A 14,530-nucleotide genomic window follows, 5' to 3' on the forward strand; every position below is an offset into this window, starting at 1 on the left:
ATTCGGGCAGTGCCCATCATCAATCCGCGACGCAAAGGAGATCATCATGTCGCTTTCCCAGATGACTGTTTTCAATAAGTACTTCATGCCCGCGACCATCGAGACGCTGGCGCAACTCGTTGACAAGTTCAACGGTGCTTCCGGCGGTGCAATCCGCCTGACCACGGAAGGCTTTGAGGGCGACTTCCTTCAGGAATCGTTCTACGCCGCCATCCACTCGGCACGTCGCCGCGTTGACCGCTACGCATCCAATGCGGCAGCCAGCCCGACCGACCTGACGCAACTCAAGCATTCTTCGGTGAAGGTTGCGGGTGGCTTTGGGCCGGTTCGTTATGAGCCGTCGCAGATGACTTGGCTCAACAAGCCGACCGCCGAGGGCGTCGAAGTTGCATCGCGCAATTTCGCCGAGGCGCTGCTTCAGGACCAACTCAACACGGCGGTTGCGGCCCTTGTGGCAGCGATCGGCAATCAGAGCACGGCAACCACGGTCGATGTCTCGACCGGCTCCGGTGCCAAGAAGGTCGATTATCTGGCGGTGAATGAAAGCCATGCCAAGTTCGGCGATCATTCCAGCCTGATCGTTGCGCAGGTGATGGATGGCGCGGCCTATCACAACTTCATCGGCCTCAACCTCACCAACACCAGCACGCTGTTCCAGGCTGGCAACGTCCGCGTTGTCGACATTCTGGGCCGTGTTGCAGTGGTGACCGACGCCCCAGCGCTCTACACCGCGCCGGTTGTGTCGCCCGCCACGCCGGCAAAGCGCCGCGTTCTTTCGCTTGTTGCGGGTGCTGCGACTGTCACCGACAGCCGCGACATTATCTCGAACATCGAGACGTCGAACGGCAAGGAGCGCATCGAGACCACGCTGCAGCTGGATTACAGCTTCGGTCTGGGCCTCAAGGGCTTCACATGGGATGAAGGAAATGGCGGCAAATCCCCCACGGACGTCGAACTGGCGACCGGAAGCAACTGGGATAAAATCGCCAGCGATATCAAACATACCGCAGGGGTCATGGCAGTTGGCCTTGCGTAAAGGCTGAAACCTCTTAGAATCAACGAGCCGCCATCGGTTTGCAGACCTTTGGCGGCTCTGACCAAGCCCCACCTGTAAGGAGGTAGAGATGGCTAAATGCGAGATTATCTCGCCGCGTGATCTCACGCAATCCAAGCTCAAAGAAGCTCTGGAATATAACCCTGTCACTGGCGAGTTCCGGTGGCTGGTAACGAATTCACACAGGCGCGTAGCTGGCAGCGATGCTGGCGGCTTCGGTTACAACGGATATTGGCGAGTAAGCGTATTCGGACATCGCTACTACGCGCATCGGCTCGCTTGGTTCTACATGACCGGCGAATGGCCGAAACAGCACATCGATCACGTCAATCTCGATAAGCGAGACAACAGGTTCGCGAACCTTCGGCTGGCGAGCCCGATGCAGAACAATGCCAACACCGGCCTCAAGGGGAGTAACACCAGCGGTTTCGTTGGGGTGAACTTTGACCGCCGATCAGGGAAGTGGTTGGCGCGCGTGCGGGCGAATGGAAAGAGGGTGAACCTTGGCCTATTCGATACAGCAGAAGAAGCAGCGCGGGCGAGAGACGACTACGCTAAGCGCAATCACGGCGAATTCTTCCGCCCGGCGATCCAATAGGGGCAAAACTGCACTCTGCCTTGGCGGCGCGGCTGGCGTTCAAGATGAATGGACCGCCGCGCTGGCAATGGCCGATTTCGATTTCGTCGTCGCCTGCAATGACGTGGGCACGATCTGGCCCGGCAGGCTGGACGCGTGGGTTACGCTGCATCCGGAACATATCACTCGCTGGCGCGACCAGCGACGCGCAAACGGGCATCCTGATGCTGCGCGCTATCTCGTTCACGGCGACTATCCGCCTGAATGGACCGAATTGGTCGAGTTCCGGTTTCCGGGGCAGGGTGACAGTGGGTCGTCCGGGCTATTCACGGCCAAAGCGGCGCTGATCGATATGGGAGCCGACAGCGCGGTGCTTGCGGGCATTCCCCTGGTTCGCAGCTCGCATTACTTCGATGCCGTCCAGTGGGAAGCCGCAGGCGGGTATCGCGCGGTCTGGGAAGCGCTTCGGCCTGAATACCGTGCCCGCATACGTTCGATGAGCGGTTGGACTGCGCATTTCTTCGGGCTTCCGACAACCGAATGGCTGGCGACCGGCTCGACTGATGCCGATGTGCCGGCCCCAACTCTGGAGAGCGCCAGAATGAGCAAGGTCAAACTGACGAAGATCGCCTATGAGCCGCACCCGGTTTCGCTGGAGCGCAAGCGCGAATTGAACGCCAAGGGTTACAAGATCATCGATGCACGGTTTGCGCCAGCAGATGTTGCCAAGCTGGAGAATGAGGAAGGCAAGATCGACCTCGGCACGGACAGCGGCGATCAGCTCTCCGAGCATGAACTGCGCAAGATCATCGAGCAGGAAACGGGCAAAGCCCCACACCCGGCAGCCAAGTACGAAACGCTGGTGGCGAAATATAACGAGTTGAACGCTATAGCGTCTGCTGCTCCCTCCTTCTCTCAGCAATTCTAGCTCTGTTTAAAGCAATTGCTTGCGGTGTTGGGGTCCAGTCTTGGCACCATTCGGACGGCAGACCGTCCAGTAGAGCCAAGGGGTTGTCATATTGAGGCTGGTAGCCTCTCGCTCGCATCTCCTGAACCAGTGAGACCTGTCGCCGTGCGAGATAACCCAACCGGCAATAGAAGAACCGGACATGGCCCGCACCAAGGCGATATTCCTGCGGATTTCGTGGGTCATCCGGCCTTTCGCCTCGCGCGATAGCAGCGCGCACCAACGCAAACACGCGCGGAAGTTCTCGGTACTCAGCAACAAGATGCGGTCCACTAAGTTCGCTCACTGGAATGCAGTTTATCCGGGTCATTGGCCTTTGAATTTCGACAGGGGGCGATTCATGCTGTCATACACCGAAGCCGCTGTAACACCAGCCGAGGCCAGCGCCTATGCCGAGGCGCGCGGATGGTCGAACTGGACCGGCTCGGATACGGTGAAGGCCGCAGCGATCCGTCGTTCGCAGGACTACATTGCAGGAGAGTACAATGGCCGCTGGAAGGATGACTGGGAGAACGATGACGCACCGGAGGGGGTGAAATTCGCCATCATCGAGGGCGCGCGGCGCGAACTCGTGTCGCCCGGATCGCTAGAGAAGGATTTGAAACGGGGCGGAAAAATCAAAGCGGTTGGGGCCGGCTCCGCTCGCGTCGAGTATATGGACGGCGCTCCGGGCTATGACACGTTCACAGCGATTGATAAACGCCTTGCGCCCTATATCACGGCGCTGTCCGGCGGCTCGATCGATCTTCTGAGGGTTTGACCGATGTCGCTTCTCGAAGGTGAACTGGCCGAGATTATCGGCGACGCACTCGTCGCAGCGGATATCCCCTACGACATGACGATCCCGCGCCTGCATCAGGAGCCGCCGCCGGACGATTGGCCTTCGTGGCAGGAGTGGCTGGCTCCAATCACGGTTGTCGAGCATGAGTTTCAGGGCTTCATCGACACATACGATGCGCGGTTGATCGCGGCCGGCGTTGTGAATGTCGGCGACGTGAAAATCGTCATCATCCAGCAGGGCATGCCGTTCCGGCCCGATCTGACGGACACGATCACGGCAAGGGGCGCGACCTACACCATTCTGGACATTGCCGAAGACCCGGCCCGCGCCACGCTTGAGGTGAGGGCGAAGCGCTAAATCAGTGCGCCTCCAGCATCGAATTTGTGACTTCGCGCCCGGTATGTTTCGGAGCGATCAGCTGCGACAGGTCAAAACCTTGGCGGCGAGCTTCATCGAGATATTCGTCACGGGTTGATTGAGGAAGGTCCGGTGAACGGGCAAGAACCCAAAGGAACTTTCGATCAGGCGTCCCGACGAGGCTGACCTGATAGTCTGGATCGATTTTCAGAACCCAATAGTCGCCTTCGGTGAACGGAATCCATCGCAAGCCCTTGGGCAAGAAAGATACTTTGAGCTTTGCGTTCGTATCATCCACCGGTGACGCTTCGCCCAGCGCTTGTGTCGGTTCGTTTTCGGCGTTGAAACACCGGTTATCAACCCTGACTTTCCCGTTCTCGTTGAGAGAATAGGTCGCGGTGATGTCGGTGGCGGTTTCATCCTCGTATTTGAGGGGAAGGCGGCAAATCTCGTACCAGCGGCCGAGATAGCGATCGAGGTCGAGGGTCGGAACAGCAGTCACATCGTTCATATTGGGTTCTCCATGAGCCCATCAACGTCAAGCTTTCGAGCAAGTTCCAGAGAGGGGGCGTTAGGACGCTATGTTACGCAGATTGACGCCTCGCGAGTTGCTGGAACAAATCGCTGCTGATTGGCAGCCACAGATCAGGGCCGCGTGGGTCGAGGCAATTGATCGCATCCGGTCCAACATCGTCCTGAAGCGCATTGTCGAGCGGCTAGAACGCGGTGACGTGGCCGGCGCGGTCGCTGATCTGGGCATAGAAGACGGCGTTTTGGCGAAGTTCGAGCAGTCGCTGATCCAAGCCTACCATTCGGGAGGTATCGCGACGGTAGACAGCATGCCGGCGCTTCGTGACCCGGCGGGAAACAGGATCGTGTTTTCGTGGGGCGTACGCAATCTGCCGGCCGAGCAGGCCATGCGTCAGCACGCTGCGAGCCTCGTCACAGCCATCACGACTGAGGCGCGAGACGGCATCCGTGATGTGCTGACCGAGAACTTGGCACGCGGTCAAAGCCCGTATGACGCTGGGCGCATGATCGCCGGCCGGGTGAACAGGGCTACCGGACGCCGCGAAGGAGGTCTCATCGGCCTGTCGCGGCCGCAGATGGAAACTGTCGCCCGTATCCAGCGCGCCATGCGTGGGGGCGATGCCGAATACATGCGCCAGTATCTTACCTTCGCCAACCGCGACAAGCGGCTCGACCGGACGGTACTGAAGGCCATTCGCGAGGGCAGGGCGCTTGCGCCAGAAGAAGCCGAGCGCGTTGCACGGCTCTACAGCAACATTGCCCTCAGGAAGCGTGGCGAGGCTATTGCCATTGTCGAAATGAACACAGCGCTGGCGAAGGCAAAGCACGACGCTTTCCAGCAGCAGATTGACGCCGGCAAGCTTGAAGCTGGAGACGTGACAAAGACCTGGGGCCGCACGATCAGCCGCGAGCCTCGTCAGATGCATCTTGAAATGGTGGGTGTGACTGTTCCTTTCGATCGGCCGTTCACGCTGCCGGATGGCATCCAATGCACCGGCCCGCATGACCCGGCCCTGCCTGCAAGCCATCGCGTGAACTGCAAGTGCCCTATGCCTGAATATCGGATCGACTTCACCGGGCAAGCGCTTCGCCGGTATCGGGAGCGCACTGGTGGCTAAGCAGACTTTCGCTGCCCAGATCGGTGCATGGGCGGACAAGATACCGGAAGCGGTGGAAGCCATCTTCAAGGAATCCGCGCAGGAACTGGTCAAGCAACTCAATGACCAGATCACGGAGATGGTCTACGACACGCCGGAGACGCCGAATTACCGGCGCACCGGCTTTCTTCGGGCCTCGCTCGTGGCATCAACTGAGGCAATGCCCCGCCTGATCCGTGACAATCCGGGCGCGGCGGTCAACCCTGACATGGGCAGCGTGATCCTTGTCATCGCAGGGGCGGAACTCGGGGATACGGTCTTTTTGGGCTACACGGCCGCCTACGGATTTTTCGTGCACTCGGGATCGAACGGTCGCGCGCCGCGCCCATGGGTTGATCTGGTGGCGCAGCGGTGGCCCCAAATCGTTGCCGCAAAGGCTGCCGAAGTTGGGAAGAGGTTCGGCCTGTTATGACCACGCCCACGATTGAGACAAAGATCAGCCAAGCCATACAGGCGCGCGTGGCAACCTGCCTGCCAGCCTATCCGAAGATCTGGACAGATGGCGAGCCCGTATCACTGCCGACGGCTGGCGGCCAGCCTGCGTCCTATATCGAATGCCATCACGAGCCGAACCGGACGGTGCGGCACTTCATCGGGTCCGATGATCCGCACGAGCGACCCGGCCTGCTGCTGCTGACCCTCTGCTGGCCGATTACCAAGGTTGGTGCTGGCTCCGGCAAAACACACAAGGACGCGATCAGGGAGATTGCGGGTCAGGCTGCGGCACACTTCCCGGCCGATCTGCCGATGGATTTTGAAGGAGTCAGGGTCCGCGTGACCGCCGCACCTAGCGTCCTCGGATCGTATCGAGATGACGCCTATCTACGCACTCAGGTTCGCATCACCTACACCTGCTTCGCATAGGGGAAGACCATGTGCACAGACTGTGAAGCGCGTCGCAAGATGGCGCGGGAAGCCTTGTTGAATGCGAAATTCAGTGAAGCATTGGGCCACGTCGCCCTAGGTGTGGCCGAGATTGTCGGCGTCCAGGAAAAGACTGGCGCGGCTGAAATGGCGGGGAAGGACAAACCCAAGCCCAAGCCCGGGAAGCAGTAAAGTTGCACACAAATCCGGCCTGACCGGTTAACTGCCCGCCCCTGAGCGGGCTTTTTCACATGGAGAAAGCAAATGGCAGGCTTGACAAAAGTCGCAGGTGCCAAAATCTACATCGGGCAGCGCGTGCCCTACAAGACGAGCGTACGCCCGGCTGACTTCGCCGGCCAGACGTGGACTGAAATCGGCCAGTGGGCGCAGACCGGCGACCTCGGGTCCGAGCAGGCAACGATCACGCAGACCTTGATTTCGGAAAACACGACCATTTACGCCAAGGGTCTGATTTCTTTCCCGATAATGACGAATACTTTCGCTCCCGATCTTGCTGATCCCGGCCAGATCGCGTTCGCCTTGGCCCAGAAGTCGTGCAAGCCCTACGCCTTCAGGATCGATTGGGGCGCGGACTGCGGCGAGGAAAGCGAAGTCACAATTTCCAATGCTGAGCCCGGCGTGGTTACGTGGAACGATCACGGCTTGTCCGATGGTGATCCCATCGTTTTCAGCACGACCGGTGCTCTCCCTGCTCCCCTGGTAGCGGGAACGCTCTACTACGTGGTCGCGTCCACCACGAACTCGTTCTCTGTTGCAGCCACAGCCGGCGGAACGGCAATCGACACCACGACGGCCGGGAGCGGTGTTCATACTGCTCTCGCCCCCGAGCAGGGCGAGACGGACCTGCTGTTCGGCTTCGCGATGTATGGCACCAAGACCGGCGGCGATGCGTCGGCAACGCGCCTCCTCAATCTACCGATCCAGCCCATCGCGCCGTTTATCACCGTCTGATTGAACGGCCGATAGTGGCGGCGGGTCCGGTTCGCCCGTCGCCACACTTCACCGAATGAACCGAGAACCGAAGGAACAGACTATGGATATTGCATCTCTCAAGAAAGACGCCTCGGCTATCGCTGGTGGTCAGTGGGTCGGTGAAATCCCGGGTATGGGCGACATGAGGTTGCGCGTGCGGGGCTTGACCTCGCCGCAGGTGATCGCCCTTCGCTCCCGTCTCGAGCGCCAGGTGCCGAAGGATCAGCGCGAGCGCGACGGTTCGCTCACCGTTGCCGCAAACCTGCGCGTCTTCGCCGAAGTGCTTCACAAAGGCGTTCTGCTTGAATGGGATGGGCTGACGGACGGCGGCAAGCCTGTGGCTTACGAGGCGGCGCTTGCCGAAGAATGGCTGACGAACCCTGACTATCGCTCCTTTGCCGATGCGGTGACGTGGGCGGCGGGTGTCGTCGACAACGGCAATGCCGAGAGCACCGAGGATCTGGCAAAAAACTTGCAGAAGCCGTCCGCTGGGAAGTAGCAGACGGCGAAGAAAACGAGCAGCGCAGACGGCGGCTTGAGGCGAGGGGGAAACCTATCCCCGATGAACTATGGCCGCCCGATTTACTCCCTGGTGCTGATGCTTGGCTGTCTGCGTTCTGGGAACTCTCCACAGACAGGCAGATCGGGTTTGCCACAGGGCCGGTGCCTTCCTCATCTATTGATCGATACACCGCAGGATGGGAACCCGAAGAGGCTTCCCGATTCCGTCACTGTATCCGCGAAATGGACAAGGCTTTCATGAAGGCGATCAGCTCTGACGTTGATCTGCCGGATAGCGACAACCCCGCACGAGATGCCTTTAGGGCGAGGATGAGGTGAGACGATGACAACAGAAGTCGCCGCTCTTGGCCTGAAGGTGTCGAGCGATAGTGTTCCGCAGGCCACTGATCGGCTAAAGGACTTCACCGAAGCTGCGACCAAAGCCGATGTCGCTAATGACAATCTTTCAAAGTCGTCCAAAAAGGCCAGTGACGCCAAAGGCAAGCTGGCCGGTGAGGCAGGTAAGGCAGCATCAGCCACCAATAAGGTCGGAGATGCCGCCAATAAATCTCAAGGCGCGTTCGCTCGAATTGCCACCGGTGTTAATGGCGTCTCTGGCGCGCTCGTCCGTCTGGCATCCGTCGCGATAGGTGGGTTCTTTGCGGCCTTCAGCGTCGGTGCTTTGGCGAGCATCGCCGATGCTTGGTCCGACATGCAATCTCGCGTCGGCGCCGCGGTGAAGAATATGGAAGCAGCGCCGGCGCTCATGCAACGCATGGTGGATGTAGCGAACGCGTCATATTCGCCCCTTTCCCAGACAGTCGAGACCTACAGCCGTAACGTCACTGTACTGGGGGATCTCGGGAAGAGCGCGCAGGAAGCCGCAGACTTCACGGAATCGCTCAACCACATGCTGGTGTTGACGGCCACGCGCGGCGAGCGAGCAGCTTCAGTCCAGAACGCATTGTCGAAGGCGATGGCTGTCGGCAAGCTACAGGCTGACGGGCTCGAAACCATTCTTGCCAACGGCGGCGAGGTTGCCCAAGCCCTCGCGAAGGAGCTTGGAACGACAGTCAATGGCCTTCGCGGGCTGGCATCTCAAGGCAAGATCACCGGTCAGGTAATCGCCGACGCAATTATAAAGCCGCTCAATGACGTGCGCGAGCGTGCCGGAGAAATGCCGGCTACAATTTCCGACGCCTTCGTGCGGATAGGGACGAACTTTACGGCGCTGATCGGGACCATGGATCAGATGACGGGCGCCTCTTCGGCTGTCGCTGGCGTGATCATCTCCGTGGCCGATGGTATCCGCTGGCTTTCGCAGAACACCGAAACTCTACAGCGAACCCTTGTCTATGCCGGCACGGCCGTTACCGCATTTGGTACGTACTATGCCGGTGCGATGGCTATTGCCGCGGCATCAACGTGGACACTGAATGGGGCGCTCGCCTTCCTGCGCGCAGCACTGCTCCGCACGGGCATCCTCGCGCTGGTGGTTATGGCCGGCGAGCTTGTTTATCAGTTCACGCGCCTGGTCGACGGCGCTGGTAGCTTTGGCAACGCCATGGGGCTGCTCGGCGATGTGGCGTCAGAGGTGTGGGAGCGCATCAAACTCGATGGCGAATCTCTTGTACTGGGCCTTTCGTCGCTCTGGCAGAAGATCCAGGCTGCATTCCTTACCATGCTCGCGGTGATGCAAGCCGGGTGGGCGGAATTCATCTCCGCTGTCGTTGCTGGTATGTCCTACATCCCTGGCATGGGGGATGCGACTACGAGCCTCCAAGAATATGCGAATTCGGCGAAGAAAAACTTCGAAGAGACAGCGCAGGCGGCAACGAATGCCTATGGGGAAGCTAACAGGCTCATGGCGGAGTCTGACGCCAAGGCCGCCGCCGCAATGAAGCCTCTCGAAAGCCTCGCCGCACTGAACAAGGCAATGGCGGAGGCTGACAAGAAGCGTCAGGAGAACCTTGGCGGTGCGGCACTCGATAACCTCGGAGGTGGCGGTGGAGTTGCGGCAGCCACCGGCGGCAAGGGATCCACCAAGAAGGACCCTTACGCCGAACTGGTCCGCAGTTCGCAGCAGTTCATTGAGCAGCAGAAGCTTGAGGCTCAAACTATCGGGATGACAGCCGAAGCGGCCAACAAGCTTCGTTACGAGCAAGACATGCTCAACAAAGCCGCGAACGACAATATCAGGCTGACCGCAGCGCAGAAGACGGAAATCGCTGGCCTTGCCCAACAGATGGCGAATACCGAGGCGAACACGAAGCGCCTGAAAGAAGCCTTCGACTTTGCCAAGGACGCCACGAAGGGTTTCATCACCGATCTGCGCACCGGTCTTCAGAACGGTGAAGGTTTTTTCAAGTCCTTCGCCAACGCCGCAATGAACCTGCTGAACAAGGTGATTTCGAAGATTGAAGACGAACTGGTGAATGCGCTGTTCAGTGTAGGCGGCGCATCAGGTGGAGCAGGCGGCCTTTTCGGAGGGCTTCTCGGCGGCCTCGGCAAGCTGTTCGGCTTCGCCGATGGTGGTGCTTTCCAAGGTGGCGTCCAGACCTTCGCCAAGGGTGGAGCGTTTACAAACCAGATCGTCAATCGTCCCACGCCATTCCGGTTTTCCCGTGGTGCCGGACTTATGGGCGAGGCGGGACCAGAAGCGATCATGCCGCTCGGCCGCGATGCAAACGGCCGGCTCGGCGTCTATGGCGCTGCGAACCAGAACAATGGCGGCATACAGTACGTCGTTGTCGAGGTGCAAGGCAACCTAGTTGAGAAGGACGGGCAAATCAGCGCCGTCATTGATAAGCGCTCTCAAAAGCAGGTCCAGAAGGCCGCGCCAGGCATCATCAACGCGGCAAAGCAACAGGCTGTCCCGGCAATGGCGGAGTATCAGGCGAATGTCGCCGGATCGGAGTGGCGGTAAATGGTGGAAGTTCTTGTCTGGCCGCATGAACTCTTGCAGCCGGAAAATACCATCGCGGACGTTGTCCCTTTTACGCGAACTGGGGGGCGCGTCATAGGTGGAGCGAAGCCGGCCTACCGGACGGATCTTGGACATTGGCGCATTGATCTGGAGAACGTGGCCGTTTCCTCGCCGGAACAGCGCAGGGCATGGGATGCGATCTCAACCTACCTCGGTGGTTCGTCTGGGCGTATCGCTGTACCGATCTGGACGCTGGATTCTGCACCGTATGCCAACGCTGAATGCGGGTGGGAAGAAGATATCCTCGTACCGCATAGCGACGGCACGCCGTTTAGCGATGGCACGCTTTACATGCAGAGCCCGATATCGATTGTTTCTCAAGGTGTCGCCGCAGTTGGTGCCACGGTTGTGTCGGTGCGCGTCATCAATGCCGGCCCAGACCTCGCAGGAACTCGGTTTTCCTACAACCATGCTGCCTACAAAGTCGGGCAGGTGCTCGATGTCGCTGGTGACGTCTGGACTGTCAGGATCACACCGTCAATCGCCGCGATAATCCCTGATGGCGTTGATTTGGAATTCCACCGTCCGACATGCGTTTGTAACCTTGTTTCAGATACCGGGATGCGGCGCGGAATGCGTCATGACGGTGTTGAGTTTCTGTCGGTCTCATTCATCGAGGACGTTAGATACCTCAACGATCTCGCCGCGGGGATCGCCTGATGAGCTATGAGCTACGCATCTTGTGCGACATAAATCTGCCGGACAAGGTGCTTCGTGTCTGGGATGGGTCCGGAAGAACCTTTGTCGATGGTGATGGCAACCTCTACCGCGCTGCCCAATTTTCAGAAGATGCGCTCCAGCAGATCGAAGCTGCAATCAATGGGGCATCATACACCCTGTCTCTGTCGCTTATCGGGCTCCCGCAGATGGCTGGCGATGAAATATGGGAGTACGACGAGACGACGCCGGTCAGTGGGGCGAAGTTTGTCATCAAGATCCAGGAAGTCGATCAGTTCTCGCAGCCACTCGGCGCTCCCGAGATCGTTTTCACTGGCATGGTGGACAATATGGCGGTGTCTGACCAAGCCGCAGAGAGCGACGAGGGCGACGTTACACAGTCCATCGTGACGATCGAGGTCGTCAATCGCTTCACACTGCGAACCATCGCCAATGGATCAGTCCTTTCCGACGTCGATCAAAGGGCGCGGGCGAAACAACTGAATCCATCCGCGCCTGACGACAAGTTTTGTGCGCGTGTTCCAAGCCTTAGGGACAAGACGGTTCGTTGGCCGAACTGGTGATCACACCGCAGTCGCTTGCTGATTTTATTGCATTCGACAGTTCTCGACCATGGACGCCAGGCGGATCTGTCGACTGCTGCCTTGCTCTCGCTGAATGGGCGATTTGGCTTGGCTACCCTGATCCGGTTTTGAAGTTCCGCGGCACGTATCAGGCGGGGCAAGGCCAATTAGACATGCTGGCTCGTCACGGCGGCGCTCTTGAACTGGTCCGCCGACAGGCCGAGGCCATAGGCGGGCGCCCACTTGCGGTCCCCAAGCTTGGCTGCATCGCAGTTGTGGGCAGCCTGTCAAAGCCGACGCGACAATTCGGCGTGATCCACGACGGCGAGGGATGGATAACGCGCACGCCAACCGGCTGGCACGGCATCGCGGCCCGCGCATTGGGTATGTGGGAAATCTGATCATATGGGCATCATTGAAAGCTTTGTGCTGTCGATCATTGCATCGATCGGCACGACGAGCGTTCTCGTTTCGAATCTGCTGTATGTCGGATTGATGGGCGGCGCTCTGGTCGGGGGCGCTTACCTTTACAGCACCGTTCAGAGCCTGTTCGTTCAGAAGCCGTCTGTCCCGCGCCCGGAAGACGGCTCCTATAATCTAAAGCAGAACGTTCCCTCCCTCCCAATTGTTTACGGGACAGTGAAAAAAGGCGGCGATTACGTCTTTCTCGAAGAGACCGAGGGTACAGCGTACCACATCATTGTGTGGTCGGGACGGCGTATTAATGGGTTCACGCGTCATTACCTGCACGATAAGCCGGTCACGCTTGATGCTGACGGCTTTGTAATCGATCCAGATCACTTCGTGCTTGGTGCGACCAAGTATGTGCGCATTCGTTGGCGTGATGGGGAGGCCGCCTCGACGGCGTACGGTCTCGTTGTTTCAGCCTTTGGTGTTTGGACAAACAATCATCGGGGGGACGGTCTCGCGTCTGTCCTGATGCTGTGCAAGACCGCGCCGCAAAAAGACTATCTGAAGATTTTCCCGAACCAGATGCCGGAGCACTCGGCTATCGGGCAGGGTGCATTGCTCTACGATCCACGGAAGGATTCAACGCGGCCGGGTGGGTCAGGGCCGCACCGGTGGGGCAACCCTGACACATGGGAGTTCTCGCGGAATCTTGCCCTGATCCGGCTCGACCATCTGACCAAACCGTACGGGGGGAAGCTGTCCTACTCGGACATGTACATGCAGGACTGGATGCATGCCGCCGATGTGGCCGATGAAGATGTAACAAATCGATCGGGTGGGTCTGAAAAGCGATACCATGGTGGGATCTGGTTCCGGGCGAACAACGATCCGATCGAGGTTGGCCGGCAACTCGACGAAGCCGGCGAAATGGTCGTCTACGAACGCGCTGGGGGGCAGATTGGAGTTCATGCCGGTGAGTACGTGGAGCCGACGGTACGCCTGACAGTCGACGACATCTTCTCGATCTCGGTCGACAAGAACCGGCGAAAGAATGCAACGGTCCTGGCCGTCCGTGGGCGCTACATAAACCGTACCAATCACTTCAACACCGAAGACGCCGCGATTTACGGCTCTCCCTACGGGGTGTTGGACGATAACAGCGAGCGGACCAAGACTTTCGACAATGTCTGCATCCAGTCCCACAATCATTGCCAGCGGAAACAAAAGCTGACGTTTACGCGCGCCAACGCCCGGCGGGTGACGGTGAGCGCAGATTACCGCGCAGCAAAGGGTGCGGCTTACTCCCGCTTCGTGCGGGTCCACTATCCATCGAGAGGTCTCGTAGAGGCAGTTATCGAGGTGACGGGGACTGTAAACCGTGATCTGCGAAATATGCGCATCAGCTTTTCGGGCATCGTTGTCCCAGCATCGCTCTATGCTTTCGACGCCGCAACGGAGGAAGGAACGCCGGGGGAGGTTATAGAGGTTGTTCCAGACACCGGTGTTCCGGTTCCCGAAAATTTTTCAGCGAGCATCCGAACCGAAGTCGTTGCTGGTGGAGGAACCGCAGCGTTTGCCAGGGCGACATGGACACTCGACGATGTGAGCCTCGTTTATGAACTGGAGTGGGAGCCAACGGATTTATCCGAACCAGCTCGCTCTATCTTTTCCGATCCGGGCAAGGCCTCTGTCCGTTCCGCATATTTGGCTGACGGCAAAGAGTATCGTCTGCGTTTGAGAGCGTGGGGCGGAGGCACATCAAGCGACTGGACGGCGTACCAGACCCTGACCGCGACCGCCGATCCCGTCGCGCCGGGGCCAGTGGCAAATGCCGATCTAATCGGCGGTGTAGAACAAGCCGAGTTCGAATGGAAAGCTCCGAACTCGGCCAATTATTTTGCCTCCCGCCTTTATCTGAACACCAGCAACACCATGACGGGTGCCACGCTCGTCGGCACTGAATACGGACCACCTGCAACCGCTGACAGCCGGGTTATCACCGGACTTTCGGCGGGCACATACTACGGCTTTATCGTGTCGATCAATGCATCCGGTGTAGCTGCCAGCGCCGTCGCTACGGGGGCGGCCACAGTCACCTAATCCCAGTCAA

18 protein-coding genes are annotated in these 14,530 nt (G+C 59.1%); 16 read left to right on the forward strand and 2 right to left on the reverse strand.

The window, feature by feature from the left end; translation table 11 throughout:
* The first annotated feature begins 46 nt into the window (after positions 1-46).
* The 3 genes from KYK29_RS10380 (at position 47) to KYK29_RS10390 (ending at position 2,559) form a co-directional block, all read left to right on the forward strand.
* Positions 47-1,036: a major capsid protein gene (locus tag KYK29_RS10380; protein ID WP_254690805.1), complete on the forward strand. Its 990-nt coding sequence runs from the start codon at positions 47-49 to the stop codon at positions 1,034-1,036.
* A gap of 88 nt (positions 1,037-1,124) precedes the next feature.
* Complete coding sequence (locus tag KYK29_RS10385) at positions 1,125-1,652, forward strand: HNH endonuclease (RefSeq protein ID WP_254690806.1); 528 nt, start codon at positions 1,125-1,127, stop codon at positions 1,650-1,652.
* 67 nt (positions 1,653-1,719) lie between these two features.
* A complete protein-coding gene (locus tag KYK29_RS10390; protein ID WP_254690807.1) occupies positions 1,720-2,559 on the forward strand; it encodes a hypothetical protein in 840 nt (279 codons plus the stop codon).
* Here the strand turns inward: KYK29_RS10390 and KYK29_RS10395 are convergent.
* A complete protein-coding gene (locus tag KYK29_RS10395) occupies positions 2,519-2,908 on the reverse strand; it encodes a pyrimidine dimer DNA glycosylase/endonuclease V (RefSeq protein WP_254690808.1) in 390 nt (129 codons plus the stop codon). The two genes, KYK29_RS10390 and KYK29_RS10395, sit on opposite strands and share 41 nt — an antisense overlap.
* 30 nt (positions 2,909-2,938) lie before the next feature.
* On the opposite strand from KYK29_RS10395, the gene KYK29_RS10400 reads away from it, so the two are divergent.
* Both KYK29_RS10400 and KYK29_RS10405 read left to right on the forward strand, forming a co-directional pair.
* The gene (locus KYK29_RS10400) at positions 2,939-3,358 is read left to right on the forward strand and encodes a DnaT-like ssDNA-binding protein (protein WP_254690809.1); all 420 of its coding nucleotides are present in this window, start codon (positions 2,939-2,941) and stop codon (positions 3,356-3,358) included.
* 3 nt (positions 3,359-3,361) lie between these two features.
* The gene (locus tag KYK29_RS10405) at positions 3,362-3,736 is read left to right on the forward strand and encodes a hypothetical protein (protein WP_254690810.1); all 375 of its coding nucleotides are present in this window, start codon (positions 3,362-3,364) and stop codon (positions 3,734-3,736) included.
* Position 3,737: 1 nt separating this feature from the next.
* On the opposite strand, the gene KYK29_RS10410 is transcribed toward KYK29_RS10405, so the two are convergent.
* Entirely contained in the window at positions 3,738-4,247 is a 510-nt protein-coding gene (locus tag KYK29_RS10410) for a lipocalin family protein (RefSeq protein ID WP_254690811.1), read from the reverse strand.
* 82 nt (positions 4,248-4,329) lie between these two features.
* Between KYK29_RS10410 and KYK29_RS10415 the strand changes: the two genes are divergently transcribed.
* The 11 genes from KYK29_RS10415 to KYK29_RS10460 all read left to right on the forward strand — a co-directional run bounded on the left by KYK29_RS10415 (position 4,330) and on the right by KYK29_RS10460 (position 14,520).
* Complete coding sequence (locus KYK29_RS10415; RefSeq protein WP_254690812.1) at positions 4,330-5,385, forward strand: putative phage head morphogenesis protein; 1,056 nt, start codon at positions 4,330-4,332, stop codon at positions 5,383-5,385.
* Positions 5,378-5,836: an HK97 gp10 family phage protein gene (locus KYK29_RS10420; protein WP_254690813.1), complete on the forward strand. Its 459-nt coding sequence runs from the start codon at positions 5,378-5,380 to the stop codon at positions 5,834-5,836. The genes KYK29_RS10415 and KYK29_RS10420 overlap by 8 nt, the downstream gene beginning before the upstream one ends.
* On the forward strand, positions 5,833-6,288 hold the full coding sequence (locus KYK29_RS10425; RefSeq protein ID WP_254690814.1) for a phage tail terminator-like protein: 456 nt from the start codon (positions 5,833-5,835) through the stop codon (positions 6,286-6,288). Before KYK29_RS10420 ends, KYK29_RS10425 begins: the two co-directional genes overlap by 4 nt.
* A gap of 264 nt (positions 6,289-6,552) precedes the next feature.
* Positions 6,553-7,260, forward strand: coding sequence for a hypothetical protein (locus KYK29_RS10430; protein WP_254690815.1), 708 nt, complete (start codon positions 6,553-6,555; stop codon positions 7,258-7,260).
* Positions 7,261-7,342: 82 nt separating this feature from the next.
* A complete protein-coding gene (locus tag KYK29_RS10435) occupies positions 7,343-7,780 on the forward strand; it encodes a phage-derived protein YdaY family protein (protein ID WP_254690816.1) in 438 nt (145 codons plus the stop codon).
* Positions 7,693-8,121 (forward strand): phage tail assembly chaperone, encoded by a 429-nt coding sequence (locus tag KYK29_RS22625; protein ID WP_437437240.1) that lies wholly within the window; start codon positions 7,693-7,695, stop codon positions 8,119-8,121. Before KYK29_RS10435 ends, KYK29_RS22625 begins: the two co-directional genes overlap by 88 nt.
* Positions 8,122-8,125: 4 nt before the next feature.
* The gene (locus KYK29_RS10440; protein ID WP_254690817.1) at positions 8,126-10,708 is read left to right on the forward strand and encodes a tape measure protein; all 2,583 of its coding nucleotides are present in this window, start codon (positions 8,126-8,128) and stop codon (positions 10,706-10,708) included.
* Entirely contained in the window at positions 10,709-11,428 is a 720-nt protein-coding gene (locus KYK29_RS10445; protein WP_254690818.1) for a hypothetical protein, read from the forward strand.
* Positions 11,428-12,009 carry a hypothetical protein gene (locus KYK29_RS10450; RefSeq protein ID WP_254690819.1) on the forward strand — a complete coding sequence of 194 codons (582 nt, stop codon included), beginning with the start codon at positions 11,428-11,430 and terminating at the stop codon, positions 12,007-12,009. Before KYK29_RS10445 ends, KYK29_RS10450 begins: the two co-directional genes overlap by 1 nt.
* A complete protein-coding gene (locus KYK29_RS10455) occupies positions 11,994-12,410 on the forward strand; it encodes a DUF6950 family protein (RefSeq protein WP_254690820.1) in 417 nt (138 codons plus the stop codon). Before KYK29_RS10450 ends, KYK29_RS10455 begins: the two co-directional genes overlap by 16 nt.
* A gap of 4 nt (positions 12,411-12,414) precedes the next feature.
* Positions 12,415-14,520 carry a phage tail protein gene (locus tag KYK29_RS10460; protein ID WP_254690821.1) on the forward strand — a complete coding sequence of 702 codons (2,106 nt, stop codon included), beginning with the start codon at positions 12,415-12,417 and terminating at the stop codon, positions 14,518-14,520.
* The last annotated feature ends 10 nt before the right edge of the window (positions 14,521-14,530 follow it).

Origin of the sequence: Shinella daejeonensis (assembly GCF_024281235.1) — a bacterium.
Lineage (GTDB): Bacteria > Pseudomonadota > Alphaproteobacteria > Rhizobiales > Rhizobiaceae > Shinella > Shinella daejeonensis.

Bases quoted from the DNA above. Each gene is read 5' to 3' on its own strand.
- KYK29_RS10380 (WP_254690805.1), top strand. From the start codon at position 47: ATGTCGCTTTCCCAGATGACTGTTTTCAATAAGTACTTCATGCCCGCG.
- KYK29_RS10385 (WP_254690806.1), top strand. From the start codon at position 1,125: ATGGCTAAATGCGAGATTATCTCGCCGCGTGATCTCACGCAATCCAAG.
- KYK29_RS10390 (WP_254690807.1), top strand. From the start codon at position 1,720: ATGGCCGATTTCGATTTCGTCGTCGCCTGCAATGACGTGGGCACGATC.
- KYK29_RS10395 (WP_254690808.1), bottom strand. From the start codon at position 2,908: ATGACCCGGATAAACTGCATTCCAGTGAGCGAACTTAGTGGACCGCAT.
- KYK29_RS10400 (WP_254690809.1), top strand. From the start codon at position 2,939: ATGCTGTCATACACCGAAGCCGCTGTAACACCAGCCGAGGCCAGCGCC.
- KYK29_RS10405 (WP_254690810.1), top strand. From the start codon at position 3,362: ATGTCGCTTCTCGAAGGTGAACTGGCCGAGATTATCGGCGACGCACTC.
- KYK29_RS10410 (WP_254690811.1), bottom strand. From the start codon at position 4,247: ATGAACGATGTGACTGCTGTTCCGACCCTCGACCTCGATCGCTATCTC.
- KYK29_RS10425 (WP_254690814.1), top strand. From the start codon at position 5,833: ATGACCACGCCCACGATTGAGACAAAGATCAGCCAAGCCATACAGGCG.
- KYK29_RS10430 (WP_254690815.1), top strand. From the start codon at position 6,553: ATGGCAGGCTTGACAAAAGTCGCAGGTGCCAAAATCTACATCGGGCAG.
- KYK29_RS10435 (WP_254690816.1), top strand. From the start codon at position 7,343: ATGGATATTGCATCTCTCAAGAAAGACGCCTCGGCTATCGCTGGTGGT.
- KYK29_RS10440 (WP_254690817.1), top strand. From the start codon at position 8,126: ATGACAACAGAAGTCGCCGCTCTTGGCCTGAAGGTGTCGAGCGATAGT.
- KYK29_RS10445 (WP_254690818.1), top strand. From the start codon at position 10,709: ATGGTGGAAGTTCTTGTCTGGCCGCATGAACTCTTGCAGCCGGAAAAT.
- KYK29_RS10450 (WP_254690819.1), top strand. From the start codon at position 11,428: ATGAGCTATGAGCTACGCATCTTGTGCGACATAAATCTGCCGGACAAG.
- KYK29_RS10460 (WP_254690821.1), top strand. From the start codon at position 12,415: ATGGGCATCATTGAAAGCTTTGTGCTGTCGATCATTGCATCGATCGGC.